Below are 24,444 nucleotides of genomic sequence, written 5' to 3' on the forward strand. Positions count from 1 at the left end.
AAGCATGTTCGAGTGGATGGCCTGGACGCTGCCGGTGGCGGTGTTCTTCTGCAGCATCGTGCTGATGCTGATCGGCATGACGGTCTGGGAGCTGAAGTCGCCCACCACCAGCCGCCGCGGCTGGCTGCCGCTGGAGACGACCCGCGGGGACCGCCTGTTCATCGGCCTGCTGGCGGCGGCCTGGGTCAACCTGGCCTTCGTGGCCTTGAGCGAGAAGATGGTCACGTGGTTCGGCCTCGTGGACGAGCCGTCCATCTGGATCAGCTTCGTCATCTCCATGGCGCTGCTCATGCTGATCATGCGCAAGGGCTGAAGCCACGCAGTTTTTCAAGAAGGCGGCCGGCCATCTCTTCCCGACCGGCGTGCCAGTGCAAGCAATGGGAAGCCATCTCAGGAGACAGACATGAAATTGCGCTTGAATGCCGTGGCCTTTGCCGCTGCTGCTCTGGCTGTGGGTCAGGGCGCATGGGCCGGCGAGGCCGAAGCCAAGAAGTGGATCGACAGCGAGTTCCAGCCCTCCACGCTGAGCAAGCAGCAGCAGGCGGATGAGATGAAGTGGTTCATCGACGCTGCCAAGAAGCTGCAGGCCAAAGGCGTGAAGGAGATCTCAGTGGTGTCCGAAACCATCACCACGCACGAGTACGAATCCAAGACGCTCGCGAAGGCCTTTGAAGAGATCACCGGCATCAAGGTCAAGCACGACCTGATCCAGGAGGGCGACGTCGTCGAGAAGCTGCAGACCTCCATGCAGTCGGGCAAGTCCATCTACGACGGCTGGATCTCCGACTCCGACCTGATCGGCACCCACTACCGGTACGGCAAGATCATGAGCCTGACCGACTACATGGCCGGCAAGGGCAAGGAGTGGACGAACCCGGGGCTCGACCTGGCCGACTTCATCGGCACCAGCTTCACCACCGGCCCCGACAAGAAGCTCTACCAGCTGCCCGACCAGCAGTTCGCCAACCTGTATTGGTTCCGCGCCGACCTGTTCGCCCGGCCGGACCTGAAGCAGAAGTTCAAGGCCAAGTACGGCTACGAGCTGGGTGTGCCGCTGAACTGGAGCGCCTACGAGGACATCGCCGACTTCTTCTCCAACGACGTGAAGACCATCGACGGCAAGCCCATCTACGGCCACATGGACTACGGCAAGAAGGACCCGTCGCTCGGCTGGCGCTTCACCGACGCCTGGCTTTCAATGGCCGGCACGGCCGACATCGGCATCCCCAACGGCAAGCCGGTCGACGAGTGGGGCATCCGCGCCTCACCCGACGGCTGCACGCCGCTCGGCGCCAGCGTGTCGCGCGGCGGCGCCACCAATTCGCCCGCGGCCGTCTACGCACTCACCAAGTACGTCGACTGGATGAAGAAATACGCCCCGAAGGAAGCCACCGGCATGACCTTCGGCGAGGCCGGCCCCGTGCCGGCCCAGGGCCAGATCGCCCAGCAGATCTTCTGGTACACCGCCTTCACCGCCGACATGACCAAGCCCGGGCTGCCGGTGGTCAACGCCGACGGCACGCCGAAGTGGCGCATGGCTCCGGGCCCGAACGGCCCGTACTGGAAGCAGGGCATGCAGAACGGCTACCAGGACGTGGGCTCATGGACCTTCTTCGAGGCGCACGACGCCAACAAGACCGCCGCCGCCTGGCTGTACGCGCAGTTCGTGACTGCCAAGACCGTGTCGCTGAAGAAGACCATCGTGGGCCTGACGCCCATTCGCGAGTCCGACATCCGCAGCAGCGCGATGACCGACCTGGCCCCGAAGCTCGGCGGCCTGGTGGAGTTCTATCGCAGCCCGGCCCGCGTCGCATGGACGCCGACCGGCACCAACGTGCCCGACTACCCCAAGCTCGCGCAGCTCTGGTGGAAGAACGTCGCCGTCGCCGTGACGGGTGAGAAGACCCCGCAGGCCGCCATGGACAACCTGGCCGAGGAGATGGACCAGGTCATGAGCCGCCTGGAGCGCGCCGGCATGGCCCGCTGCGCGCCCAAGCTCAACAAGAAGGAAGACCCGAGCAAGTGGCTGTCCGACAAGAGCGCACCGTGGAAGAAGCTCGCCAATGAGAAACCCAAGGGCGAAACGATTGCCTACGACACGCTGCTGAATGCGTGGAAGTCGGGGAAGGTTCGCTGAGCAAGCCACTGTCTGTCGCCGATGGCGATGGCGCGTCTGGCCCGGCGAAGCGCCGGGTCTTTTTCTTGCGTATTGCGGTTGCATGCGAGCGCGGCAACACGCTCGCTGCTCATGCCCAGGGCGCGTCACTACGGCGCACTGTGGATCGTCCAGAACAAGACCAAGCGGGCCATCGAGATCACCGGCGAGTTGGCTCAGTTGATCGACCGGATCAACGCCAGGCCGCGCGAGCGCCTGAGCGCCTGGCTGATTCAGGATGACGACGGCAAGCCGCTCGGCACCTTCGGGCTACGGTCGCGGTTCGACAAGGCGCGAACGCTGGCTGGCGTGGACTTTCAGTTCCGGGACATCCGGGCTAAGGCTGCGACAGACACGGGCGACCTGGCGCACTCGCAGAAGCTGCTCGGCCACCGGAATCGCGAGATGACAGAACACTACGTTCGCGCTCGCATCGGCGAACGGGTTAGCCCCTTGCGATAGCCCCCGGGCTCTACCCGTTGACCCGCCGCAGCCACGTGAGGGGCTTCAATCCCTGGTTTTCATTTTTCACCAGCCGCGCGTAATGAACCATCGCCCCCTTGGGCGTTACGGTGAAGATCTCCCGCTTGAACTCATCTTCGCCCGTGCCCGCTTCATCGTCGATGTTCTTCGAGATCAAGCTGTGCTTGATCAGGTCCTTCAACCGCTTCTCGAACGTGCTCTGTGCAACAGCTTTGCGGCTATTTCGATTGAGCGCTTCGTAATCTCCAACTCCAAAGCTGCCCTTGAATTCGTCCGACATGACCAAGTCCAGGATGACCCATGCATCGTTGGGCAGCCTGCTTGAGAGGTTTGCATAAGCCTCTGTCGTGCGTTTCTCAAGCCACTTGGCGAATCGCGTCCCCTTGTGATCCTCGCTCATCAGACGCGTTCCCGTGCTGTGCATGAACTCGCAGTATTCGTCCGCCAGCGCGAGCAGGTCTCGCAGGTTGAAATTGACGATCTGATACAGCCACTCAATATCCTTCATGCGCAGCGGCAGGAGACGCTCAACTTCCTCAGAGTCCTTCATCGCAAACTCGCGGTAACGGGCACGCATGAGGGGTGCAATGGAGCTAGGCGACACATGCCCCACGTTGAGGATGGGGCTGTTGAGGAAGGCCTCCAAGCGCGTCGACGCGGCCAAAGCGTGGATGACTCCGTTTGCCCCGCAAAAAACCCAACGCAGCCCATTGATGTTGAACAGACGATCTCGCAGCGCCTCCAGGGTCCGCCGAGCGTTTGCCGCAGTTTCTAGCAGCTCTAGGTTGTCAATCACGCAGACAACGGCGCCGTTGCCTTGGACGGAAAACAGCTCTTCGAGCCATTGCCTTACCCATTGCTCGAAACCTTGATCTGCAAACGCCGCGCTGGTGTTGAGTTGCTTGGCTCCTGATGCGCCGGCGCTGCCGCTCACGCTCGCCACACCGGGCGCCCCGACACTCGCAGCAACCCCCAGCGCTCCATTGATGTGCTCGACTACGGGGGAATTCAACCAGGCGTGAAGACCCGCCAAGCCAGGCTGCTCATCTGCGATTCCGCTCAACTCCTCGCGATAACGGATGAGGGTCTGGGCGACGCGACGAAAAACGTTGCTGCAGAACGCATCAGCGTCGCCATTGGGGGTCAGCTGGAAAGCCTCCGCGACCGGCAAAAGAAGCTGCGTTGACTGCCTTGCCTTGAAGGCCTCTAGGCAACGGTAAGCGGCCACGTTGGTCAGACTCGTCTTCCCGACGCCAATGTGCCCATCAACGCAGGTGACTTTGCCTTGCTTGTGAAGCTTTTGAGCGACCAGCTGAATCTCGCGGTCGCGCCCGACGGCGAGACGCTGGCCACGCTCATTGGGAGCCAAGGCATGCACAGGAACGGGTTGCTTGACAGCCCGTATGCCGCATACGTGTCAAAAGAATAGTTCACCGGACTCCCTCCCGCCCCGCTGGCAGGGGGCAATGACCGCTGTTTGTAGAACTTCCGACAGATTGTAGAAAAGCCCCGGGCAGACGAACTACGCGGGGCTTGCTCTAAGTGCTTGTAGCTTCGGCGGAGTCTATGCCCTGCGACGACAGGCGGAATGCTCGGGATCGGTCGGACCGATCCCTCGGCCTCGCGGGCGCTCGGCCCGTGGCCGCAGGCCACGTCCAAGGCAGTCCACCGGACTGCCTTGAGCGAACCACTCGGTGGTTCTCATCCGCCCCAAACCCCCAAACGCAAACGGCACCCCGAAGGGTGCCGTTCTTGTCTGGTGGCCTGGGGCGGAATCGAACCACCGACACGCGGATTTTCAATCCGCTGCTCTACCAACTGAGCTACCAGGCCTTGATCTGCTTCCCGAATGGCTGGCGCCGTTCAGCGAAGTCCGCGACTGTAGCACAGGCCGCGCAGCTTTTGCTACGTCAGCCGCCGCTGCCACGCTTGTTGCGGCTCAGGTCGACGCCCAGTTGCTTGAGCTTGCGGTAGAGGTGGGTGCGCTCCAGGCCGGTCTTTTCGGCGACGCGGGTCATGGAGCCGTTTTCCTTGGCGAGATGGAACTCGAAGTAGCTCTTCTCGAAGGCGTCACGCGCCTCGCGCAGCGGGCGGTCGAGCTCGAAGCTCTGCTCGGACGCCAAAGCGTTGCCAGGCATGTGGCTGTTGCCCGCGAGGCTGGCGGGTGCCGCCTGCATCGGGCTCATCTCGGGGCGGGCGTAGCTGACCATGCCGACCGCAGCCGGCGCGGGGCGCGGCGGGGCGGTCTTGACCAGCGCCTGCTCGACGGCGCGCAGCAGTTTCTGCAGCGTGATCGGCTTTTCGAGGAAGGCGATGGCGCCAAACTTGGTGGCCTCCACCGCCGTGTCGATSGTGSCGTGGCCGCTCATCATGATGACGGGCATGGTCAGCACGCCGGCGCTGCCCCATTCCTTGAGCAGCGTCACGCCGTCGACGTCGGGCATCCAGATGTCGAGCAGCACGAGATCCGGGCGCATGCGTTCACGCACCGCCCGCGCCTGGGTGGCGTTCTCGGCAAGCTCAATGGTGTGTCCCTCGTCGCTGAGGATTTCGGACAACAGGGCACGGATGCCCAGTTCGTCGTCGACAACAAGAATCGTGGCCATGAATCCTTAGGTCTTGGCGGCCTGTGCACCGGGCTCGGTGGCAGGTGCCAGATTCGAAAATGATAGCGAAACTTGCGCGCCGGTCACGACAGCCTCCTGACTGCCGTCCGGGGGAGAACCCGCATCGGAAGCCGGATGCAGGTTGCGCAAGGAGATGCGGGCGCCGTGTTCGTCGGCAATTTTCTTCACGACGGCCAGGCCCAGGCCGGTGCCCTTGGCCTTGGTTGTCACATAAGGTTCGAAGGCGCGCTTGAGCACTTTTTCGGCAAAACCGGGGCCGTTGTCGACGATGTGCAGGCGCACCGAACGCGGCGTGCCGCCCTCGGTCACGGACAACGAGGAGCGCACGGCCACATGGCCATCGGGGCGCTCGTGCACGGCGTCCAATGCGTTCTGCACGAGGTTGTGGATGACCTGGCGCAGTTGGCTGGCATCGCCCTTGATGTGGGGCAGGTTGGCGGCCAGCTCGGCAGCCAGGCGACCCTTCTCCTGGGGCTCGGCGTAGAGGCTAAGCACCTCGTGGATCAGCTCGTTCAAGTCCAGGGGCTTGAGCTGGGCCGACGGCAGACGGGCGTAGTCGCGGAACTCGTTGACGAGCTGCTTCATGGCCTGCACCTGGTTGACGATGGTGGCCACCGAACGCACGAGCATGGCCTGGTCGGTACCTTCGAGCTTGGCTTCGAGCTTGTGCTGCATGCGCTCGGCCGAGAGCTGGATGGGTGTCAGCGGGTTCTTGATTTCGTGGGCGAGGCGGCGCGCCACCTCACTCCAGGCGGCCGAGCGCTGCGCCGAGACAACTTCGGAGATGTCGTCGAACACGACAAGGCGGGCGGCCTGCGGCAGCGGCGCGCCGCGCACCAGCAGGGTCAGCGGGTCCTGCTTGGGGTCGAGCTTGAGCTCGAAGGAGTCCTGCCAGAGCTCGCGGTCCATGTCGCGCTCGCCGCTGTCGCGGCCGAGGTGCTGCTCGAAGCGCTGGTCCAGCGCCGCGGAGAACTCGGCCAGCGGGGCAAGGTCGGCCAATGGGCGGCCGATGTAGGCCGACAGCGGCAGGCGCAGGATGCGCGTCGCGCCGGGGTTGACGGTCTCGAGGAAGCCGTCGGCGTCGATGACGAGGACGCCGGCGGTCAGGTTGTCGAGGATGGTCTGCAGGTGGGTGCGGGCGGCGTCCAGCTCGGCCACGGTGCGCGACACCTGCGCGCGCGCGTCGGCCAGTTGGCCGGTCATGTCGGCGAAGGAGCGTGTCAGGCCGCCGAGTTCATCGCGCGAGGCGAGCACGGGGCGCGCGGAGAGGTCGCCCTGGGCCACGAGGCGCATGCCGTCGGCCAGCATCAGCAGCGGCCGCGCGAGCTGGTTGCCGAGCGTCACGGCCAGCAGCAGGGCCGCGAAGGTGGCCAGGATGAGCACCAATGTCAGCGTGCCCAGGTACATGCGGCGCAGGCCGACGCGCTCCAGCGAGCGCTGCTGGTATTCGGCGTTGGCGGTCTGCACCGCCAGGGCATTGGTCAGCATGCTGGCCGGAATGCGCTGGATGACCATCAGGTAGCGCTCGTCCAGCCCCAGGCGCAACTCGGTATTGCGCATCCGCGCCAGCGTGCGGATCTGGGCGCCGCCTTCCAGGGCTGCGGCCTCGTCCTCCAGCCCTTCGAGCTGGCTGGCCACGCTGCCACGGGCCTTGTCCAGCATGGCTCTGCTGGGGCGGTCGGGCGTGAGCTGGCGGGTATCGCCGCCGCCCTCCAGCAGGATCTGGCCGTTGGCGCCGACGACGGCGACCGTGCGGGCGCCAAGCTTGTCGCGCAGGCGCTCCAGCGCCAGCAACTGCGGCGTGCTGCTTTCGGCGAGCTGGTCGGCGGCGTCACGCGTCTTGGTGCCAAGGTCGCTCACCATGGCGTCCAGCGTGCCGCGGCCGAGGTTCAGGCCAGCCTCCAGCGCGCTGGCCAGGCGCACGTCGAACCAGGTCTCGATGCTGCGGTTCACGAACTGGTAGGAGACGGCGTAGATCATCACGCCGGGCACGATGCCCACCAGCGCGAAGATGCTCGCCAGCTTGAGCAGCAGTCGGCTGCCGAAGCGGCCACTGCGCACACGCAAAACGAGGCGCACGGCGGCCGTCAGGATGACCAGGGTCAGCACCACGGCGACCCCCACATTGACCCAGTAGAGCCAGTTGTAGTGGCGCTCGAAGAAGGCGCGCTCGGACGTGGTGCCGACGATGAGTACGAAGGCCAGCACACCGGCCACGCCCGTCAGGGTCACCAGGGTGATGACCCAGCCCCAACGCGAAACCTTGGTCATTTCAGAGTGAAGTCGGGCGCGAAGTAGCGCTTCTGCTCGATGCTGAGCGCAAAGCCCGATTGCAGGCCGATCTGCATGGGGCGCGGCAGCTGGGTGACGTCGAGCTTGTAGCTGAACTCGAGGTAGTAGCTGCCGCCGTCCTCGATGTCCTTGGCCTCGGCAATATGCCAGGCGCTCTGGCCGCGCATCGCGGTCAGCGCTTCGTCCAGCGTCGCGAAGCTTTGGTGCAGGCCGCCGTTGGAGACGCGGTACTGCCGGGTCAGGGACTGCCAGGCCAGGCGCCAGGTGCGCTCGGCGCGGGCGACGCGGGCGTCGCGCCAGTACCAGCGGTTGCGCAGCACGGTGGCCTCAACGACAAAATACAGCGGCACCCCCTTGTGCAGTGCGTCTTCGGCGGGGTGGCTGAGTTCGAAATGAGTCGTGAAGCTCAGGTCCAGGCCGTCGTCGGCGCGGCGCGCGGACAGCTGGGACAGCTCGATGCCGTCTGCCCGCGCCGGCCCGGGGGTCAGGGCGAGCAGCACGGCAAAGAAGGCGGCGATGGCGATCCGGGCGAACAAATCAGGGTTTCGTGATCAGTGCGTAGAAAAAGCCGTCCAGAGGCGACTGCTGTTGCGAACCATTGTCAGCCAGGGGCAGCAGGTGACCTGTGAACCCGGGCACGGCATGGGACTTGGCGTCAGTTTGGCGTTGCAAAAACGCGTCGAGCTGGGCCTGGCCTTCGGCGCGGAAGACAGAGCAGGTGGCGTAGACGAGGCGGCCGCCCGGCGCGAGCAGCGGCCACAGCGCGTCCAGCAGCTCGGCCTGGATGCGGGCCAGGGCGGTGATGTCATCGGGGCGGCGCAGCCAGCGCACGTCGGGGTGGCGGCGCACGATGCCGGAGGCGCTGCAGGGGGCGTCAAGGAGGATGGCGTCGAAGGGCAGGCCATCCCACCAGGTGCCGGTCTGGCGGGCGTCGGCGGCCTTCAGCGTCGCCTGTTGCTGCAGGCGGTTGAGGTTGTCCTGCACGCGGATGAGGCGCTGCGCGTCGGCGTCCAGCGCGGTCAGCTGCAGGTCGGGCTGCAGTTCGAGCAGATGGGCCGTCTTGCCGCCCGGTGCGGCGCAGGCATCCAGCACGCGGGCACCCGGCTTGAGGCCTGCGCCGACGACGAGAGGCGCGGCGAGCTGGGCGGCCGCGTCCTGCACGGACACCAGACCCTCGGCAAAACCGGGCAGGGCCGACACGGGCACGGGCTTGTCCAGCACAACGGCCTGGGGCGTGGGAGCGCCCAGGGTGCGTGCCGCGATGCCGGCGGCCGCCAGGCGCTTCACGTAGTCATCCGCCGTGGCGCGCTGGGCGTGCACCCGCAGCGTCATCGGCGGTGGGCGGTTGTTGGCGGCCAGGAGGGCCTGCCACTGCGCCGGCCAGTCCAGCCGCAGCTTCTCGACCCACCAGGCCGGGTGGTTGAAGGCGCCCAGCGGGCTGCGCTCGGCGGCGGCGACGATGGCGCCGCGTTCGCGCAGAAAGCGACGCAGTACGGCGTTGATGAAGGCAGCGCTGGCCGGCGCGCGCTGCTTGGCGGCGTGGACGGCCTGGTCGACCAGGGTGTGGTCGGCGTACATGGGCGACGAATCGGGCTCGGGGTCGGGCCAGAGCAGGGCCAGCGAAGTCAGCAGCAACGCGTCGACGCGCGCCGGCGGCGCCTTGGGCGCGAGCTGCTGGCGGGCCGCTTCGGCGCCGCCCAGGCGGCGCAGCGCCGTGAAGGCCAGGGCCTGGGTGCCGGGGCGCAGGTCGGCGGGCACGCGGCCCAGCAGCTCGGTCAGGGATTTGCCCTCGCGCACGCCCTGGACGGCATCGGCGGCCTGGGACAGCAGCCGGTGCAGGGGAGCCGACATCGAGCCGGCTTGGGGGCTTTGGGACATCGCGCCAGTGTAGGAGCGGGCTTTGGCCGGAGAATTCGCGCCCATGAATGCACCCGCCCCCGACGCGCCCGTTTCCGAACGCATCCGCTACCGCCTCGTGTCGGCCGGCTGCCGCCACCACGCCAACGACAACATCGCCGCCTACATCGAGCCCGGTGAACTCGACGCGCTGCAGGCCGAGGTGCAGACCCGCATGCAGGAGGTGCTGAAGAGCCTGGTCATCGACACCGACAGCGACCACAACACGCAGGAAACCGCCAAGCGCGTCGCCAAGATGTTCGTCCGCGAGGTGTTTGCCGGCCGCTACGCCGAGGCGCCGACGGTGACCGAATTCCCCAACATCAGCCGCCTCAATGAGCTGATGATCGTCGGCCCCATCACGGTGCGCAGCGCCTGCTCCCACCACCTCTGCCCCATCATCGGCAAGGTGTGGATCGGCATCATGCCCAACGAGCATTCCAACCTGATCGGCCTGTCGAAGTACGTGCGCCTGACCGACTGGATCATGAGCCGCCCGCAGATCCAGGAAGAGGCCGTGATCATGCTGGCCAACGAGCTGGAGACCCGCGTGCGGCCCGACGGCCTGGCCGTCGTCATGGAGGCCGACCACTTCTGCATGCACTGGCGCGGCGTCAAGGACATCGAGGCCGCGATGACCAACAGCGTCATGCGCGGGGCTTTCCTCACCGATCCCAATCTGCGGCGGGAGTTCCTGTCGCTGATGAAGAAGTCGTGAGCCCCTCGTCCAGTCTCGGCCCGACCGCCTACAGCGAGCGCGCTTCGCTGAACCCGTAGAGATTCGCCAGCACCCGCGTCGGGAACTGGTGCAGGGCCTCGTTGTACTGGCTCACCGCCTGGTTGAACACCTGCCGCGCAAATGCGCGCTGGCGCTCGATCAGCTTCAGCTCGCTGACGAGGCCGTCGATCTCGGTTTCGCTGCGCAGCTCGGGCTGATGGTCCAGCAGGGACAGCAGCCGGGTCAGCGCCGCGGCGTGCAGCGCGCTGGCCACGGCCAGGCTGCCGACCGGGTCGGGCGCCCAGGGCTTGCTGCGTGAGGCCTGGGCCGCGGCCTGTGATTCCGCCTGGGCGCTTGCCAGTGCATCGAACGTCGCCTGCTCGCTGGACAGCCGCGGCGCCACGGCCGCGAGCAGCTTGTCGCAGACCTCGCCGCGATCCTTCAAGTGGGCATCGAGCTGCACAAAGGCCTCGCCGATGACATTGCGCAGCGACATCAGCCGGTTGTAGGCACCAATGCCCCAGAAGAACAGCAGCGCCGCCCCGGCGACGCCGGCCCAGCTCCAGGCGGTCATGCGCTGGCCTTGTACTGCGCGAAGCCCTTTGCCCGCAGCGCGCAGGCCGGGCAGTGGCCGCAGCCATGGCCCCAGTCATGCAGCTCGCCGCGCTCGCCGAGGTAGCAGGTATGGGTGTCCTCGACGATGAGCTTCACCAGCGCCCCGCCGCCGAGTGATTCGGCCAGGCGCCAGGTGGCCGCCTTGTCGATGAACATCAGCGGCGTGTCCAGCGTCATCGGCGTGTCCAGGCCCAGGCTGAGCGCCACCTGCATGGCCTTCATCGTGTTGTCGCGGCAGTCCGGGTAGCCGGAGAAGTCGGTCTCGCACATGCCGCCGACCAGCACCGACGCGCCGCGGCGGTAGGCCAGCGTCGCGGCAAAGGTCAGGAAGAGCAGGTTGCGGCCGGGGACGAAGGTGTTGGGCAGGCCGTTGGCCTGCAGCTCGATGGCGCGTTCGCTCGTCAGCGCCGTGTCGCTGATCTGGCCGAGCAGGGACAGGTCCAGCAGATGGTCGGCGCCGAGCTTCACAGCCCAGTGCGGGAACTGGCGTGCGATCTCGGCGCGCACGGTGTTGCGGCAGTCCAGCTCGATGCGGTGGCGCTGGCCGTAGTCGAAGGCCAGCGTCTCGACTTCGGCGAAGCGGTCCAGGGCCCAGGCCAGGCAGGTGGTGGAGTCCTGGCCGCCGGAAAACAGCACCAGGGCTTTGCGGTTGTCGGTCATGGCCGGGATGCTACCCGGCCACCCCGCCCATGCTCGGCGCCAGGCCGGGTGCCGGCGCGCCGGTTCGGCACCTTCAAGAGCCGGCCGACAGGCACCTCGGCCGTGCTTGCGCGCCCCCGAATCGCCCTGCGCGGCGCGCCTTTGCACCGCCCGCGTGCGCGTCCAACCCGCCTCGCCCAGGCGGTCGAACTGGCACGCCACATGCTTGTATACCGCATTGAACACAAGCCGGAACTCAACCGGCGCACTTCGTGGGTCAAGCAACTTGAGGAGAGCCAGGATGACGCGATCGCAATGGAACCGCCGGCACTTGTTGGGCAGCCTGGGTGCTGCGGGAGCCGGCGTGATGACCGCCGGCTGGAGCGGCCTGGCGCACGCCCAGAAGCCGCTGACCGTGGGCTTCATCTACGTCGGCCCGCGGGACGACTACGGCTACAACCAGGCGCATGCCGAGGCGGCGGCGCTGGTGAAGAAGATGCCGGGCATCAAGGTGGTGGAGGAGGAGAACGTCCCCGAAACCAACGCGGTGCAGAAGACCATGCAGGGCATGATCGCCCAGGACGGCGCGGGCCTGCTGTTCCCGACCTCGTTCGGCTACTTCGCCCCGCACATCCTGGCGCTGGCGCCCAAATACCCCAACGTGCGCTTCGCGCACTGCGGCGGGCTGTGGGACGCGGCCAAGCACCCCAAGAACGCCGGCAGCTTCTTCGGCTACATCGACGAGGCCCAGTACCTCAACGGCGTGGTCGCGGCGCACGTGACCAAGAGCAAGAAGCTCGGCTTCATCGCGGCCAAGCCCATCCCGCAGGTGCTGCGCAACATCAACGCCTTCACGATGGGCGCGCGCAGCGTGCACCCGGACATCACGACGACGGTGATCTTCACTGGCGACTGGAGCATGCCAGTCAAGGAGGCCGAGGCCACCAACAGCCTGGCCGACCAGGGCGTGGACGTATTCACCATGCACGTGGACGGCCCGAAGGTCATCGTCGAGACAGCAGCCAAGCGCGGCAAGTTCGTCTGCGGCTACCACGCCAGCCAGGCCAAGCTGGCACCGCAGGCCTACCTGACGGGCGCGGAGTGGAACTGGATCACCGCCTACAAGCAGATCATCGACGCCGCGCAGACCGGCAAGCCGCATCCGAACTTCGTGCGCGGCGGGCTCAAGGACGGCTTCGTCAAGAGCAGCCCCTACGGCAGCTCGGTGCCCGAGGGCGGGCGCAAGCAGGCCGAGGCCGTGCGCGCCGAGATGCTCAAGGGCAGCTTCGACATCTTCAAGGGCGAGCTCAAGGACAACGCCGGCAAGGTGGTCATTCCCAAGGGCAAGGTGTTCAAGCAGACCGACATGGAGCTTGAAGGCATGAACTACCTGGTCGAAGGCGTCATCGGCAAGGTGTGACCCCGCTCCAGGAGCCGCCACCATGGTCGCCAACTCAAGAGCGCAGGGTTTCGCCGAAGCCCTGCTGCTGCCCGTCTTCGCATTGACGGCTGCGCTGCTGCTGTTTGGCGTCTTCGTGTGGCTGGGCGGCACGTCGCCGGTGGAGGCCTGGAAGCTGCTCTTCCTCGGCGCCTTCGGCGACGCCTTCTCCTGGCAGAACACGCTGCTGCGCGCCGCGCCGCTGATGCTCACCGCGCTGGCCGTGGCGCTGCCCGCGCAGGCCGGCTTGACGATGATCGGCGGCGAGGGCGCGCTGGTGCTTGGTGCGCTGGGCTGTGCCGGTCTGCCCTATCTCTTCGGCCCACCCGGCAACGTGATCGGCAGCACCATGGTGCTGGCGGCCGGTGCGCTGCTGGGCGGCGGCTGGGTGATGCTCTCCGGCTGGCTGCGCCAGTGGCGCGGCGTCAACGAGACCATCTCCAGCCTGCTGCTGAGCTACATCGCCATCGCGCTGTTCAAGCACTTCGTCGAAGGGCCGATGCGCGACCCGGCGAGCCTGAACAAGCCGTCCACCCATCCGCTGGCTGAAGGCCTGCGCATCGGCCCCATCATGGGCGACGCGGCCATGGAGTCCTGGCTGGGCGACGTGCACTGGGGCCTGGTCATCGGCGTCGTGCTGTGCCTGGCCTGCGGCGCCTGGCTGAGCTTCAGCGCCTCGGGCTTCGCGATGCGCGTGGTGGGCGGCAACGCCCGGGCTGCCCGTCTCGTCGGCCTGCCCACCGACCGCCTCATCCTGCTGGCCTGCGCCCTCGGCGGCGCGGCGGCGGGCCTGGCCGGCGCCATCGAGGTGGCGGCCGTGCACACGGCGGCCAATGCCTCGGTGATCGCGGGCCTGGGCTACACGGGCATCCTGGTCAGCTTCGTGGCCCGCCACAACCCCTGGGCCATCCCGCCGGTGGCGGTGCTGTTCGGCGGCTTCGCGGCGGCCGGCAGCCTGCTGCAGCGCCGGCTCGATTTGCCCGACGCCTCGGTGCTGGTGCTGCAGGGCTTCGCCTTCGTCTTCATCCTCGCGGCCGAGGCGCTGCGCGGGCGACTGTTTGCGCCGCGCGCCCTCGCCAGGCGGCCAGCGCCCGTCACTGCGGTGGCTGAACCTCAGGGGGTTGCATGAGCGCCGCGCAGGGCCGCCCCAAGCAAGCTCGCTCCCGCTTGGCGGGACAGGCCGCAGGCCGAAGGGTGCACCAATGAGCCTCACGCTGAACGTCATCCCCGACCTGCTGCTCGCCGTCATCGGCGGCGCGCTACGGGTGGGCACGCCCTTCCTCTTCGTCAGCCTCGGCGAGTGCCTGACCGAGAAGAGCGGCCGCATCAACCTCGGCCTCGAAGGCGTGCTCGTCTTCAGCGCCATGGCCGGCTTCGGCGGCGCCTACCTCAGCGGCTCGCCGTGGCTGGGCGTGTTGGCTGCCAGCGGCTGCGGCGCGCTGCTGGCCCTGCTGCACGGCCTGCTGTGCTCGCTGCCGCGCGTGTCAGACATCGCCACCGGCATTGCGCTGATGCTGCTGGGCGCGGGCCTGGCCTTCTACCTGGGCAAGCCGCTGATCCAGCCGCAGGCGCCGCAGATCCCGTCGCTGCCGCTGGGCGCCTGGAGCGACTCGTCCGCCGTGCAGACCGCGCTGTCGGTCAACGCCCTCTTCCCCATCGGCGTGGCGCTGGCCGCGCTGCTGGCCTGGGGCTTCAAGAACACGCGCTGGGGGCTGGTCGTGCGCATGGCCGGCGACAGCAGCGACGCCGCACGGGCGCTGGGCTACTCGGTCAACGGGGTGCGCATCGCCGCCACCACGGTGGGCGGCGCCATTGCCGGCCTGGGCGGGGCGTCACTGTCGCTGTACTACCCCGGCAGCTGGAACGAAGGCCTGTCCAGCGGCCAGGGCCTGATCGCCGTGGCCCTGGTCATCTTCGCGCGCTGGCGCCCGTGGCGCTGCCTGGGCGCGGCGCTGCTGTTCGGCGGCGCGGGCGCCATCGGCCCGGCGCTGCAGAGCGTGGGCGTGAGCGGCGGCTACTACCTGTTCAACGCCATGCCCTACGCGCTGACCCTGCTCATCCTCGTGGCCACCTGCACGCCGAGCCAGTCTCTCAAAGGTGCGCCCGCCGAACTCGGTGTGTCCCGTTGAACCGAAGGAACCCGACCATGCCGACCCTGCGTTCAAAACCCTATGCCTGGCCCTTCGACGGCAACATCAGCCCGAACAACACGGCGCTGGTCATCATCGACATGCAGACCGACTTCTGCGGCATCGGTGGCTACGTCGACAAGATGGGCTACGACCTGTCGCTGACGCGCGCACCCATCGCCCCGCTGAAGGTGCTGCTGGCCGCCGTGCGCCGCAAAGGCATGCACGTCATCCACACCCGCGAGGGCCACCGCCCCGATCTGTCCGACCTGCCGGCCAACAAGCTGTGGCGCTCGCGGCAGATTGGCACCGCGGGCCGCGGCATCGGCGACGCCGGCCCCTGCGGCCGCATCCTCGTACGCGGCGAACCGGGCTGGGACATCATTCCCGAGCTCTACCCCGCCGCGGGCGAGCCCGTCATCGACAAGCCCGGCAAGGGCAGCTTCTGCGCGACCGACCTGGAGCTGATCCTGCACACGCGCGGCATCCGCAACCTCATCCTCACCGGCATCACCACCGACGTGTGCGTGCACACGACCATGCGCGAGGCCAACGACCGCGGCTTCGAGTGCCTGATGCTGTCGGACTGCACCGGCGCCACCGACCCTGGCAACCACGCCGCCGCGCTCAACATGATCCAGATGCAGGGCGGCGTGTTCGGCGCCGTGGCCGAGTCGGCCGCCGTGCTCGACCTGCTGGCGCAACTCTGAGCCGCGGCCATGTCCCACCCGCACGCCCTGCAGCTCGATACCTACCGCCTCACCAAGCGCTTCGGCAGCTTCACGGCGCTGGATGACGTCTCCCTCACCGTGCGGCCCGGCACCGTGCATGCGCTGTTGGGTGAGAACGGCGCGGGCAAAAGCACGCTGGTGAAGGCCATCGTCGGCTACCACCGCCCCGACGACGGCGCCGTGCTGGTGGACGGCCGCGAGCGCGAGATCGCCTCGCCGGTCGTGGCCCGCGACCTCGGCCTGGGCATGGTCTACCAGCACTTCACCGTCGTGCCCGGCATGAGCGTCGCCGAGAACCTGCTGCTGGCGCGCGGCCACCTGCCCATGGTCGTGGACTGGAAGGCTGCCCGCGCCGAGCTGCAGGCCTTCATGGACACGGCGCCTTTTCGCCTGCCGCTGGACGCCTGGCCCGGCGAGCTGTCGGCCGGCGAGAGGCAGAAGCTCGAAATCCTCAAGCAGCTCTTCCTCAAGCCGCGCCTGCTCATCCTTGACGAGCCCACCTCGGTGCTGACGCCGCAGGARGCCGACGAGGTGCTGGGCSYGCTGCGCGAGCAGGCGCACGCCATGGCCTGCTCGGTGCTGATGATCACGCACAAGTTCCGCGAGGTGATGGCCTATGCCGACGACGTGAGCGTGCTGCGCAAGGGGGCGCTGGCGGCCACCGGCGCGGTGGCCGACTGCACGCCCGACAGCCTGGCCACTGCGATGGTGGGCGAGGGCCGCAGCGCGGTCATGCGCCCGACGTGGGTGCGCGAAACGCGCCCGCCCGGTGAGGTCAAGCTCGCCATCGAGGCTTTGGACGTGATGGGCGACCGCGGCGAGCCCGCCGTGCGTGCCCTGAACCTGGACGTGCGGCGCGGCGAAATCGTCGGCATCGCCGGCGTCAGCGGCAACGGCCAGCGCGAGCTGATGCAGGCCCTGGTGGGCCAGCGCGCCCGCCTCGCCGGCCGGGTGATGGTGGACGACCAGCCCTTCCTGGCCCGCCGCGCCGAGAACCGCGCCCGCAAGGTGCGCAGCCTGCCCGAGGAGCCGCTGGCCAATGCCTGCGTCGGCCCCTTGAGCGTGGCGCAGAACATGGCGCTGCGCAGCTTCGACGAGGCACCTTGGTCGCGCGGCGGCCTGGTGCGCTGGGGCGCGCTGCGCCAGCGTGCGCGCGAATGGATCGCCGAGTACGGCGTCAAGACCCAGGGCGAGCGCGCCGCCATCCGCACGCTGTCGGGCGGCAACGTGCAGCGCGCCGTGCTGGCCCGCGAGCTGGCCGGCGAGTCCGAGCTGCTGCTGGTCAGCAACCCCGTCTTCGGGCTGGACTTCGCCGCCGTCGCCGAGATCCACGGCCGCCTGACGGCCGCGCGCAACCGGGGTGCCGCCGTGCTGCTGGTCAGCGAAGACCTGGACGAGCTGCTGGCGCTGGCCGACCGCATCGTCGTCATGAGCGAAGGCCGCATCGTGCACGACGTGCCGGCCGCCGAGGCCACGCGCCAGTCGCTCGGCGAATTCATGGGTGGAAAGGGACACGCATGAACACGCTGCTCACGCTGGCACCCGCGCATCCCTTTCCCTACACCTTCAACCCGGCGCACACGGCGCTGGTCGTCATCGACATGCAGCGCGACTTCATCGAGGCCGGCGGCTTCGGCGCCAGCCTCGGCAACGACGTGACGCTGCTCCAGGCCATCGTGCCCGCCGTGCGCCGCATGCTCGATGCGTGGCGCGCCATCGGCGGCGTGGTGCTGCATACCCGCGAGGCACACCGGCCCGACTTGAGCGACTGCCCGCCGGCCAAACGCCTGCGCGGCAGCCCGACGCTGCGCATCGGTGACGTAGGCGCAATGGGCCGCCTCCTGATTGCCGGCGAGCCCGGCGCCGAGATCGTGCCGGAGCTGGCACCGCTGCCGGGCGAGCTGGTGGTGGACAAACCCGGCAAGGGCATGTTCTACGCCACGCCGGTGGACGCACTGCTGAAGGAGCGCGGCATCACCCACCTGCTCTTCATGGGCGTCACGACCGAGGTCTGCGTGCAGACGTCGATGCGCGAAGCCAACGATCGCGGCTACGAGTGCCTGCTGATCGAAGACTGCTCAGCCAGCTACTTCCCCGAATTCAAGGCCGCCGCGCTGGCCATGCTGACGGCCCAGGGCGCCATCGTCGGCTGGGCAGCGCCGTCGAGCGCAGTCATCGAAGCGATCACATGACCGAAACCCTGCACACCGTCGCCGACTGGCAGGCCGCCTACGCCGCTGGCGCAAGCCCCTTCATCCTGCTGACCGAGCTGCTGGCCCGGCTGCAACCCACCGACCCTGCGTGGATCCACGTCTGCACGCCCGAGCAGCTCGTCGCCCAGCTCGCCGCGCTGCCACCGCGCGGCCCGGCCACGCCGCTGTGGGGCGTGCCGCTGGCCGTGAAGGACAACATCGACGTGGCCGGCATGCCCACCACGGCCGCCTGCCCGGCCTTCGCCCACCAGCCCGAGCACTCGGCCACCTGCGTGCAGCGCCTGCAGGCAGCCGGCGCCGTCGTCGTCGGCAAGACCAACCTCGACCAGTTCGCCACCGGCCTCGTCGGTACCCGTTCGCCCTACGGCGAAGTGCCCAACAGCTTCGCGCCGGAATACGTGAGCGGTGGCTCCAGCTCGGGCTCGGCCTCGGTGGTGGCGCGGGGCCTGGTACCGCTGGCCCTGGGCACCGACACCGCCGGCTCGGGCCGCGTGCCGGCCGGCTTCAACCACCTCGTCGGCCTCAAGCCCACGCCGGGCAGCGTGCCCATGCGCGGCGTGCTGCCGGCCTGCCGCACGCTGGACGTGGTGAGCGTGTTCGCGCTGACCGTGGCCGACGCGGCGCTGGCCTTCTCGTTGTTCGAGGGCGCCGAAGGCGACGAGGCGCGCTTCCACGTCGCCGCGCCGCGCCCGCCCTGGCTGGGTGGCGCCCGCGCGGCGCTGCGCCTGGGTGTGCCGCTGGAGCCTGGCTGCGACGCCGCCCTGGGCTGGCCGGCCGCCTTCGAGGCCGCGCAGGCCCGTGCCCGCGCGCTGGGCGCCGAGCTGGTGGTGCTGGACTTCGAGCCGCTTTTCGAAGTCGCCAAGCTGCTGTACGAAGGCCCCTGGGTGGCCGAGCGGCTGAGCGTTGTCGACAACCTGATCGCCGCCGAACCCGAGGCCTTCGACCCCACCGTGGCCCACGTCATCACGCAGGGGGGCAACCACGACGCGGTGGCGGCCTTCCGTGGCCGCTACAAGCTTGAAAGCCTGCGCGCCGAGTTGCAAAGCCTGTGGCAGCAGGTCGATGCGCTGCTCGTGCCCACCGCAACCACCTGCCCCACGCGCGCCGCCGTGGCCGCCGAGCCGGTGCTGCGCAACAGCGAGCTGGGCCGCTACACCAACTTCGTCAACCTGCTGGGCTGGTCGGCGCTGGCCCTGCCTTGCCAGTTGCCCGATGACAAATCCCCGCTGCCCTTTGGCATCACGTTGATCGCCCCCGGCGGCGCCGACGCGGCGTTGGTCGATTTCGGGCTGCGCTGGGAGGCCGCCGGGCCCGCCTTGCTGGGCGCCAGGCTGCGCGACGCCAACCCCGCTGACCGCCGCGTGCAAGCCCGGCCCCGCGCCGAGCTCACGCTGCTTCTGGCCGTCGTCGGCGCCCATCTGCAGGGCCTGCCGCTGCATGGCCAGCTGCAGGAGCGCGGCGCGCGGCTGCAGGCCCGCACGCAAACGGCGCCGCGCTACCGCCTGCACGCACTGCCAGGCACCGTACCGCCCAAGCCCGGCCTGGCCCGTGTGCCTGAAGGCGAGGCCGGCCACGCCATCGAGGTGGAGGTCTACGAACTGCCGGTGGCCAGCGTCGGCTCGCTGCTGGCGCTGATCCCGCCGCCGCTGGGCCTGGGCAATCTGGAGCTGGCCGATGGCCGCTGGGTCAAGGGCTTCATCTGCGAAGGCGCCGCGCTGCTGGGCGCACCCGACATCAGCCACCACGGCGGCTGGCGCGCCTTCCTGGCTTCGTCATGATGGACGCCGCTCGCTTCGACGACCCCGCCGTGCTGGCCGAGCTCGGCGCCGTATTCGACGCCTACGAGCAGGCGCTGATGGGCAATGACGTGGCCGCGCTCAACGCCTTCTTCTGGCAGGACGCGCGCGTCACGCGCTACGGCATCGCCGACCGGCAATGGGGCATCGCCGAGCTGGAGGCCTACCGCGCCGCCACGCCCGCGCCGGCCTTCACGCGGCGGCTGGAGCACCTGCGCCTGCACGCCTTCGGGCCCGACATGGCGGTGGCGCAGGTCGAGTTCGTGCGCAGCGACACGCCGCTGCGCGGCTTCCAGACGCAGACCTGGGTGCGGCTGCCCGTGGGCTGGCGCATCGTGGCCGCCCACGTCAGCATGATTCCCTTCGCCTGCGGCACGCCAACCATCGTGGAGCCCGAGACTCCCGCGACCTTGCCGTGACCCAGCCCGCCCCCACCCCGCCCGCCGAAGCCCCGAGCCTGGCCGACCAGGCCTACGTGCGGCTCAAGCAGATGATCTTTGACTTTGCGCTGATGCCCGGAGACCGCGTCTCCGAGACCGAGTTGGCGCAGCGCGTCGTCGTCAGCCGCACGCCGCTGCGCGCCGCCCTGCAGCGGCTGGAACGCGAGGGCTTCCTGCAGCTGCTGCCGCGCCTGGGCTGGCAGGTGGCGCCGCTGGACTTCGACGTGATGGACGAGCTCTACGACCTGCGCACCCTCATCGAGTGCGAGGCCGCACGCCACCTCTGCGAGCACGAGCAACGGCCCGAGTTGCAGCAACTGGCCGACATCTGGATGGTGCCGCCTGCCGAGCGGCTGGCCGACGCGGCAGAGGTCGGCGCGCTGGACGAGCGCTTCCATGCGCTGCTGGTGCAGGGCAGCGGCAATCGCGAGATGGTCCGCGTGCACAGGGAAATCACCGAACGCATCCGCATCATCCGACGGCTGGACTTCACCAAACCCGCGCGCGTGGATGCAACCTACGACGAGCATGCCCGCATCCTGCGCACCATCACGCGGCGGCGCACCGACGAAGCCCAACGCCTGCTGCGCGCCCACATCCAGCAGAGCAAGCTCGAAGTGCGGCACATCACGCTCGACATGCTTTACCGCGCCAGGCGGAGCAGCTGATGCCGCGCGGCTCCCGGGCATGCGGATGGCACATGAATTGCATGAGCCCGCCATGCCGGTTCGTGCGAGCGGCCATGGCGATGCCGGCCGCCAAGAGTCAATTCACGCGTTCTTCATCCACCCCCTAGGAGCTTTGCCTTGAAACCCACCGCACGCCTGCTTTGCACCGCCCTCGCCGCCTTCGCCGCCGGCGCCACCCAGGCCGCCGACTGGGCCGACACCTCCATCGGCTACCGCTACGGCACCAAGTTTGCCGAGCCCTTCGGCACGAACGACATCCACAAGAACATCCTCGACCTCAACCATGCCAGCGGCTACGCCTACGGCACCAACTTCTTCAACGTCGACCTGCTGCTGTCCGACAAGAAGGACCCGTCCAGCCCCAACTCCGGCAGCGGCGCCAGCGAGGTCTACATCGTCTATCGCCACACGCTGGACTTCGGCAAGATCACCGGCAGCCCCATCGCCTTCGGCCCCGTCCGTGGCGTGGGTCTCACCGCCGGCTTCGATGCCAACGTGAAGGTGGATGCCGGCTACAACTCGCGCAAGCAGATGCTCGTGCTCGGCCCCACGTTGATGATGGACGTGCCTGGCTTCCTCAACGTCAGCCTGCTGCTGCTGAAGGAAAGCAACGCGCCGTACAACAAGTTCAGCAGCACGGCGACGCCGCGCTACGACTACAAGAGCCATGTGATGCTGACGGCGGCCTGGAGCATCCCGCTGGGCAAGCTGCCCCTGGCCTTCGAGGGCTTTGCCAACTACATCGCCAGCAAGGGCACGGACGAGTTCGGCGGCGCAACAGGCCCCGAGACCAACTTCGACGGCCAGATCATGTACGACGTGGGCGCCGCCACCGGCGCGACGCCGAACAAGTTCAAGGTGGGGCTGGAGTACCAGTACTGGCGCAACAAGTTCGGCAACCCGTACAAGGGTCCGGCCGGCAGCGGCGCATTCGCAAAGACGCCGATGATCCGCGCGGAATACCACTTCTGAAGTTCCCGCGACGTCCGGCATGTCTCGCCTTGAATTGATCGGCATCACGAAACAGTACCCAGGAGTGCGCGCCAACGATGGCGTGCACCTCAAGGTCGCGCCGGGCCAGATCCACGCCGTGCTCGGCGAGAACGGTGCCGGCAAGTCGACGCTGATGAAGATCATCTACGGCGCCACGAAGCCGGACGCCGGGCAGATCGCCTGGAACGGCCGCGAGGTCGAGGTGGCCAGCCCGGCGCAGGCCCGCGCGCTGGGCATCAGCATGGTCTACCAGCACTTCTCGCTGTTCGACACACTCACCGCCGCCGAGAACATCTGGCTGGGGCTGGACAAGTCGGGCTCGCTGGCCGAGGTGGCCGAGCAGACGCGGGTGGTGTCGGCGCAGTACGGCCTGCATGTGGACCCGGCCCGCCCGGTGCATACGCTGAGTGTCGGCGAGCGCCAGCGCGTCGAGATCGTGCGTGCGCTGCTGACGCGGCCGCAGCTGCTGATCCTGGACGAGCCCACCTCGGTGCTGACGCCGCAGGCCGTCGAAAGCCTGTTCGTGACGCTGCGCAAGCTGAGCGGCGAGGGCTGCTCCATCCTCTACATCAGCCACAAGCTGCACGAGATCCGCTCGCTGTGCGACCACTGCACGGTGCTGCGCGGCGGCCGCGTGGTGGGCGAGGTCGACCCGCGCAAGGAAACCAACGCCAGCCTGTCGCGGCTGATGATCGGCGCCGATGCGCCGGTGCTCACCGCCCGCGAAGGCCAGCGCGGCGCACACGTGCTGCGCGTGGCTGAACTTGGCCTTGAGCAGCTCGACCCTTTCGGCGTCACGCTCAAGGACATCGCCTTCGACGTCTGCGCCGGCGAGATCGTCGGCGTGGCGGGCGTGTCGGGCAACGGCCAGCAGGAGTTGCTCGCGGCGCTGTCAGGCGAGGACCCGCGCGCGGCGGCAGGGACCATCCAGCTCTTCGACCAGGACATCGCCCGCGCCACGCCGGGCCGGCGCCGCGCCGCCGGGCTGCACTTCGTGCCCGAGGAGCGCCTGGGCCGCGGCGCGGTACCGACGCTGTCGCTGGCCATGAACACGCTGCTGACGCGCACCGAGGCGGTGGGCCGGGGTGGCTGGATACGCATCGCCCAGGCGCGCCGGCTGGCGGCCAGGCTGATCGACAACTTCCGCGTCAAGGCCTCGGGCCCCGACGCGACGGCCCGTACGCTGTCGGGCGGCAACCTGCAGAAGTTCATCGTCGGCCGCGAGATCGACGCGAGCCCGAAGCTGCTGATCATTGCCCAGCCGACCTGGGGCGTGGACGTGGGCGCCGCCGCGCAGATCCGCGGCGAGCTGCTGCGGCTGCGCAACCAGGGCTGCGCGCTGCTGGTGTTCAGCGAGGAGCTGGACGAGTTGTTCGAGATCTGCGACCGGCTGCACGTCATCGCCGACGGCCGGCTGTCGCCGTCGGTGCCCACGCCCCAGGCCACGCGCGAGCAGGTCGGCGAATGGATGTCGGGGCTGTGGCCCGCGACTGCGGAGGAGCCGGTCCATGCTCAGGCTTGAGCCGCGCACGCAAACCTCCATGCTGCTGGCCGTGGCCGCGCCGCTGCTGGCACTGGCGCTCACGGTGGCCATCGGCGTGCTGCTGTTCACGGCCCTGGGCAAGGACCCGCTGCAAGCACTGCGGCTGTTCTTCGTCGAGCCGCTGAAGAACGGCCGCGCGCTGTCCGAGCTGAGCGTCAAGGCCGTGCCGCTGGCACTGATCGCCTTGGGCCTGGCGGTGTGCTTTCGCGCCAACATCTGGAACATCGGCGCCGAGGGCCAGTTCGTGCTCGGCGCTCTGGGCGCCGGCTGGGTGGCCATGCAGGCCGGGCCGGACACCTCCGCCTGGTTCGTCGTGCCGGTGCTGCTCGGCGGTGTCGTCGGCGGCATGTTGTGGGCCGGCGTCGTGGCGCTGCTGCGCGACCGCTTCAACACCAACGAGATCCTGGTCAGCCTGATGCTGGTCTATGTGGCCACGCTGCTGCTGAACTACCTGGTCTACGGGCCCTGGAAGGACCCCGACGGCTACAACTTCCCGCAGACCGTGCTGTTCGCGGCCTCGACGCGGCTGCCGCGCCTGGTGAACGGGTTGCGTATGAACGTGGGCGTGGTCATCGCGCTGCTGGCCGTGGCGGCCTTCGCGGTGTTCCAGTTCCGCACCTACCGCGGCTATGCGTTGACGGTCGGCGGCATCGCCCCGGCCGCCGCGCGCTATGCCGGCTTCTCGTCGCGCAGCGCGCTGTGGACGGCACTGCTGCTGTCGGGCGGCATGGCGGGGCTGGCGGGCGCCTTCGAGGTGGCCGGGCCGCTGGGGCAGCTGACGCCCTATGTGCCGGTGGGCTATGGGTTCGCGGCCATCATCGTGGCCTTCGTCGGCCGGCTGCATCCGGTAGGCATCGTCTTTTCGTCGGTGCTGATGAGCATGTTCTACATCGGCGGCGAGCTGGCCCAGAGCCGCATGGGCCTGCCCAAGGCGCTGACCAGTGTCTTCCAGGGCGTATTGCTATTCACGCTGCTGGCCTGCGACCACGGCTTGCAGTACCGCATGCGCTGGGTGGCGGCGGTCAAGGCGAGGGCGGCGGCATGAGC

23 protein-coding genes and 1 tRNA gene are annotated in these 24,444 nt (G+C 68.5%); 16 read left to right on the forward strand and 8 right to left on the reverse strand.

The genetic code is table 11. The annotated features are described in order from the left end of the window. Window positions 1-4: 4 nt before the first annotated feature. From ACXJKM_RS04855 to ACXJKM_RS04865, 3 genes are all read left to right on the forward strand, one after another. Window positions 5-313, forward strand: a complete 309-nt coding sequence (locus ACXJKM_RS04855) for a DUF2160 domain-containing protein (RefSeq protein WP_457322535.1) — start codon at window positions 5-7, stop codon at window positions 311-313. A 90-nt stretch (window positions 314-403) separates the two neighbouring features. Continuing rightward, entirely contained in the window at window positions 404-2,137 is a 1,734-nt protein-coding gene (locus ACXJKM_RS04860; RefSeq protein WP_457350632.1) for an ABC transporter substrate-binding protein, read from the forward strand. Between the two features lie 27 nt (window positions 2,138-2,164). Then, window positions 2,165-2,617 (forward strand): tyrosine-type recombinase/integrase, encoded by a 453-nt coding sequence (locus ACXJKM_RS04865; protein WP_457350634.1) that lies wholly within the window; start codon window positions 2,165-2,167, stop codon window positions 2,615-2,617. 10 nt (window positions 2,618-2,627) lie between these two features. Here ACXJKM_RS04865 and ACXJKM_RS04870 read toward each other — a convergent pair whose 3' ends face one another. From ACXJKM_RS04870 to rsmB, 6 genes are all read right to left on the reverse strand, one after another. Then, window positions 2,628-4,007: a hypothetical protein gene (locus ACXJKM_RS04870; protein ID WP_457350636.1), complete on the reverse strand. Its 1,380-nt coding sequence runs from the start codon at window positions 4,005-4,007 to the stop codon at window positions 2,628-2,630. A 388-nt stretch (window positions 4,008-4,395) separates the two neighbouring features. Then, a tRNA-Phe gene (locus ACXJKM_RS04875) sits at window positions 4,396-4,471 on the reverse strand. A 77-nt stretch (window positions 4,472-4,548) separates the two neighbouring features. Beyond that, the gene (locus ACXJKM_RS04880) at window positions 4,549-5,244 is read right to left on the reverse strand and encodes a response regulator (RefSeq protein ID WP_457350638.1); all 696 of its coding nucleotides are present in this window, start codon (window positions 5,242-5,244) and stop codon (window positions 4,549-4,551) included. Between the two features lie 6 nt (window positions 5,245-5,250). After that, entirely contained in the window at window positions 5,251-7,536 is a 2,286-nt protein-coding gene (locus tag ACXJKM_RS04885; protein WP_457350640.1) for an ATP-binding protein, read from the reverse strand. Then, on the reverse strand, window positions 7,533-8,093 hold the full coding sequence (locus ACXJKM_RS04890; RefSeq protein ID WP_457350642.1) for a DUF4390 domain-containing protein: 561 nt from the start codon (window positions 8,091-8,093) through the stop codon (window positions 7,533-7,535). Before ACXJKM_RS04890 ends, ACXJKM_RS04885 begins: the two co-directional genes overlap by 4 nt. 1 nt (window position 8,094) lies before the next feature. After that, window positions 8,095-9,435 carry a 16S rRNA (cytosine(967)-C(5))-methyltransferase RsmB gene (gene rsmB, locus ACXJKM_RS04895; RefSeq protein ID WP_457350644.1) on the reverse strand — a complete coding sequence of 447 codons (1,341 nt, stop codon included), beginning with the start codon at window positions 9,433-9,435 and terminating at the stop codon, window positions 8,095-8,097. Between the two features lie 43 nt (window positions 9,436-9,478). On the opposite strand from rsmB, the gene folE reads away from it, so the two are divergent. Further along, window positions 9,479-10,171, forward strand: a complete 693-nt coding sequence (gene folE / locus ACXJKM_RS04900) for a GTP cyclohydrolase I (protein ID WP_056205638.1) — start codon at window positions 9,479-9,481, stop codon at window positions 10,169-10,171. A gap of 28 nt (window positions 10,172-10,199) precedes the next feature. Here the strand turns inward: folE and ACXJKM_RS04905 are convergent, their stop codons facing one another. Further along, a complete protein-coding gene (locus tag ACXJKM_RS04905; RefSeq protein WP_457350646.1) occupies window positions 10,200-10,745 on the reverse strand; it encodes a LemA family protein in 546 nt (181 codons plus the stop codon). After that, window positions 10,742-11,446 (reverse strand): 7-cyano-7-deazaguanine synthase QueC, encoded by a 705-nt coding sequence (gene queC / locus ACXJKM_RS04910; RefSeq protein ID WP_457350648.1) that lies wholly within the window; start codon window positions 11,444-11,446, stop codon window positions 10,742-10,744. Before queC ends, ACXJKM_RS04905 begins: the two co-directional genes overlap by 4 nt. Before the next feature lie 280 nt (window positions 11,447-11,726). On the opposite strand from queC, the gene ACXJKM_RS04915 reads away from it, so the two are divergent. From ACXJKM_RS04915 to ACXJKM_RS04970, 12 genes are all read left to right on the forward strand, one after another. Next, window positions 11,727-12,845 (forward strand): BMP family ABC transporter substrate-binding protein, encoded by a 1,119-nt coding sequence (locus ACXJKM_RS04915; RefSeq protein ID WP_457350650.1) that lies wholly within the window; start codon window positions 11,727-11,729, stop codon window positions 12,843-12,845. A gap of 22 nt (window positions 12,846-12,867) precedes the next feature. After that, on the forward strand, window positions 12,868-13,992 hold the full coding sequence (locus ACXJKM_RS04920; protein ID WP_457350652.1) for an ABC transporter permease: 1,125 nt from the start codon (window positions 12,868-12,870) through the stop codon (window positions 13,990-13,992). A 73-nt stretch (window positions 13,993-14,065) separates the two neighbouring features. Continuing rightward, a complete protein-coding gene (locus tag ACXJKM_RS04925) occupies window positions 14,066-14,992 on the forward strand; it encodes an ABC transporter permease (protein WP_056205649.1) in 927 nt (308 codons plus the stop codon). A gap of 17 nt (window positions 14,993-15,009) precedes the next feature. Next, the gene (gene biuH, locus ACXJKM_RS04930) at window positions 15,010-15,702 is read left to right on the forward strand and encodes a biuret amidohydrolase (protein WP_457350655.1); all 693 of its coding nucleotides are present in this window, start codon (window positions 15,010-15,012) and stop codon (window positions 15,700-15,702) included. A 9-nt stretch (window positions 15,703-15,711) separates the two neighbouring features. Further along, on the forward strand, window positions 15,712-17,244 hold the full coding sequence (locus ACXJKM_RS04935; protein WP_457350657.1) for an ABC transporter ATP-binding protein: 1,533 nt from the start codon (window positions 15,712-15,714) through the stop codon (window positions 17,242-17,244). Then, the gene (locus ACXJKM_RS04940; protein ID WP_457350659.1) at window positions 17,241-17,915 is read left to right on the forward strand and encodes a cysteine hydrolase family protein; all 675 of its coding nucleotides are present in this window, start codon (window positions 17,241-17,243) and stop codon (window positions 17,913-17,915) included. The genes ACXJKM_RS04935 and ACXJKM_RS04940 overlap by 4 nt, the downstream gene beginning before the upstream one ends. Beyond that, window positions 17,912-19,714, forward strand: a complete 1,803-nt coding sequence (gene atzF / locus ACXJKM_RS04945; protein WP_457350661.1) for an allophanate hydrolase — start codon at window positions 17,912-17,914, stop codon at window positions 19,712-19,714. Before ACXJKM_RS04940 ends, atzF begins: the two co-directional genes overlap by 4 nt. After that, window positions 19,711-20,151, forward strand: a complete 441-nt coding sequence (gene hpxZ, locus ACXJKM_RS04950; RefSeq protein WP_457350663.1) for an oxalurate catabolism protein HpxZ — start codon at window positions 19,711-19,713, stop codon at window positions 20,149-20,151. Before atzF ends, hpxZ begins: the two co-directional genes overlap by 4 nt. Beyond that, window positions 20,148-20,840 (forward strand): GntR family transcriptional regulator, encoded by a 693-nt coding sequence (locus tag ACXJKM_RS04955; RefSeq protein ID WP_056205664.1) that lies wholly within the window; start codon window positions 20,148-20,150, stop codon window positions 20,838-20,840. The genes hpxZ and ACXJKM_RS04955 overlap by 4 nt, the downstream gene beginning before the upstream one ends. A 138-nt stretch (window positions 20,841-20,978) precedes the next feature. Further along, the gene (locus ACXJKM_RS04960; RefSeq protein ID WP_457350665.1) at window positions 20,979-21,833 is read left to right on the forward strand and encodes an outer envelope protein; all 855 of its coding nucleotides are present in this window, start codon (window positions 20,979-20,981) and stop codon (window positions 21,831-21,833) included. 19 nt (window positions 21,834-21,852) lie between these two features. Continuing rightward, window positions 21,853-23,376 (forward strand): ABC transporter ATP-binding protein, encoded by a 1,524-nt coding sequence (locus ACXJKM_RS04965; RefSeq protein ID WP_457350667.1) that lies wholly within the window; start codon window positions 21,853-21,855, stop codon window positions 23,374-23,376. Next, window positions 23,363-24,442, forward strand: coding sequence for an ABC transporter permease (locus tag ACXJKM_RS04970; protein ID WP_457350669.1), 1,080 nt, complete (start codon window positions 23,363-23,365; stop codon window positions 24,440-24,442). Before ACXJKM_RS04965 ends, ACXJKM_RS04970 begins: the two co-directional genes overlap by 14 nt. Window positions 24,443-24,444: the final 2 nt, after the last annotated feature.

Source organism: Roseateles sp. P5_D6 (assembly GCF_054049415.1).

Coding starts and splice junctions, on each gene's coding strand:
- ACXJKM_RS04855 (WP_457322535.1), top strand. CDS start 5: ATGTTCGAGTGGATGGCCTGGACGCTGCCGGTGGCGGTGTTCTTCTGC.
- ACXJKM_RS04860 (WP_457350632.1), top strand. CDS start 404: ATGAAATTGCGCTTGAATGCCGTGGCCTTTGCCGCTGCTGCTCTGGCT.
- ACXJKM_RS04865 (WP_457350634.1), top strand. CDS start 2,165: ATGGCGCGTCTGGCCCGGCGAAGCGCCGGGTCTTTTTCTTGCGTATTG.
- ACXJKM_RS04885 (WP_457350640.1), bottom strand. CDS start 7,536: ATGACCAAGGTTTCGCGTTGGGGCTGGGTCATCACCCTGGTGACCCTG.
- rsmB (WP_457350644.1), bottom strand. CDS start 9,435: ATGTCCCAAAGCCCCCAAGCCGGCTCGATGTCGGCTCCCCTGCACCGG.
- folE (WP_056205638.1), top strand. CDS start 9,479: ATGAATGCACCCGCCCCCGACGCGCCCGTTTCCGAACGCATCCGCTAC.
- ACXJKM_RS04905 (WP_457350646.1), bottom strand. CDS start 10,745: ATGACCGCCTGGAGCTGGGCCGGCGTCGCCGGGGCGGCGCTGCTGTTC.
- queC (WP_457350648.1), bottom strand. CDS start 11,446: ATGACCGACAACCGCAAAGCCCTGGTGCTGTTTTCCGGCGGCCAGGAC.
- ACXJKM_RS04915 (WP_457350650.1), top strand. CDS start 11,727: ATGACGCGATCGCAATGGAACCGCCGGCACTTGTTGGGCAGCCTGGGT.
- ACXJKM_RS04920 (WP_457350652.1), top strand. CDS start 12,868: ATGGTCGCCAACTCAAGAGCGCAGGGTTTCGCCGAAGCCCTGCTGCTG.
- ACXJKM_RS04925 (WP_056205649.1), top strand. CDS start 14,066: ATGAGCCTCACGCTGAACGTCATCCCCGACCTGCTGCTCGCCGTCATC.
- biuH (WP_457350655.1), top strand. CDS start 15,010: ATGCCGACCCTGCGTTCAAAACCCTATGCCTGGCCCTTCGACGGCAAC.
- ACXJKM_RS04940 (WP_457350659.1), top strand. CDS start 17,241: ATGAACACGCTGCTCACGCTGGCACCCGCGCATCCCTTTCCCTACACC.
- atzF (WP_457350661.1), top strand. CDS start 17,912: ATGACCGAAACCCTGCACACCGTCGCCGACTGGCAGGCCGCCTACGCC.
- hpxZ (WP_457350663.1), top strand. CDS start 19,711: ATGATGGACGCCGCTCGCTTCGACGACCCCGCCGTGCTGGCCGAGCTC.
- ACXJKM_RS04965 (WP_457350667.1), top strand. CDS start 21,853: ATGTCTCGCCTTGAATTGATCGGCATCACGAAACAGTACCCAGGAGTG.
- ACXJKM_RS04970 (WP_457350669.1), top strand. CDS start 23,363: ATGCTCAGGCTTGAGCCGCGCACGCAAACCTCCATGCTGCTGGCCGTG.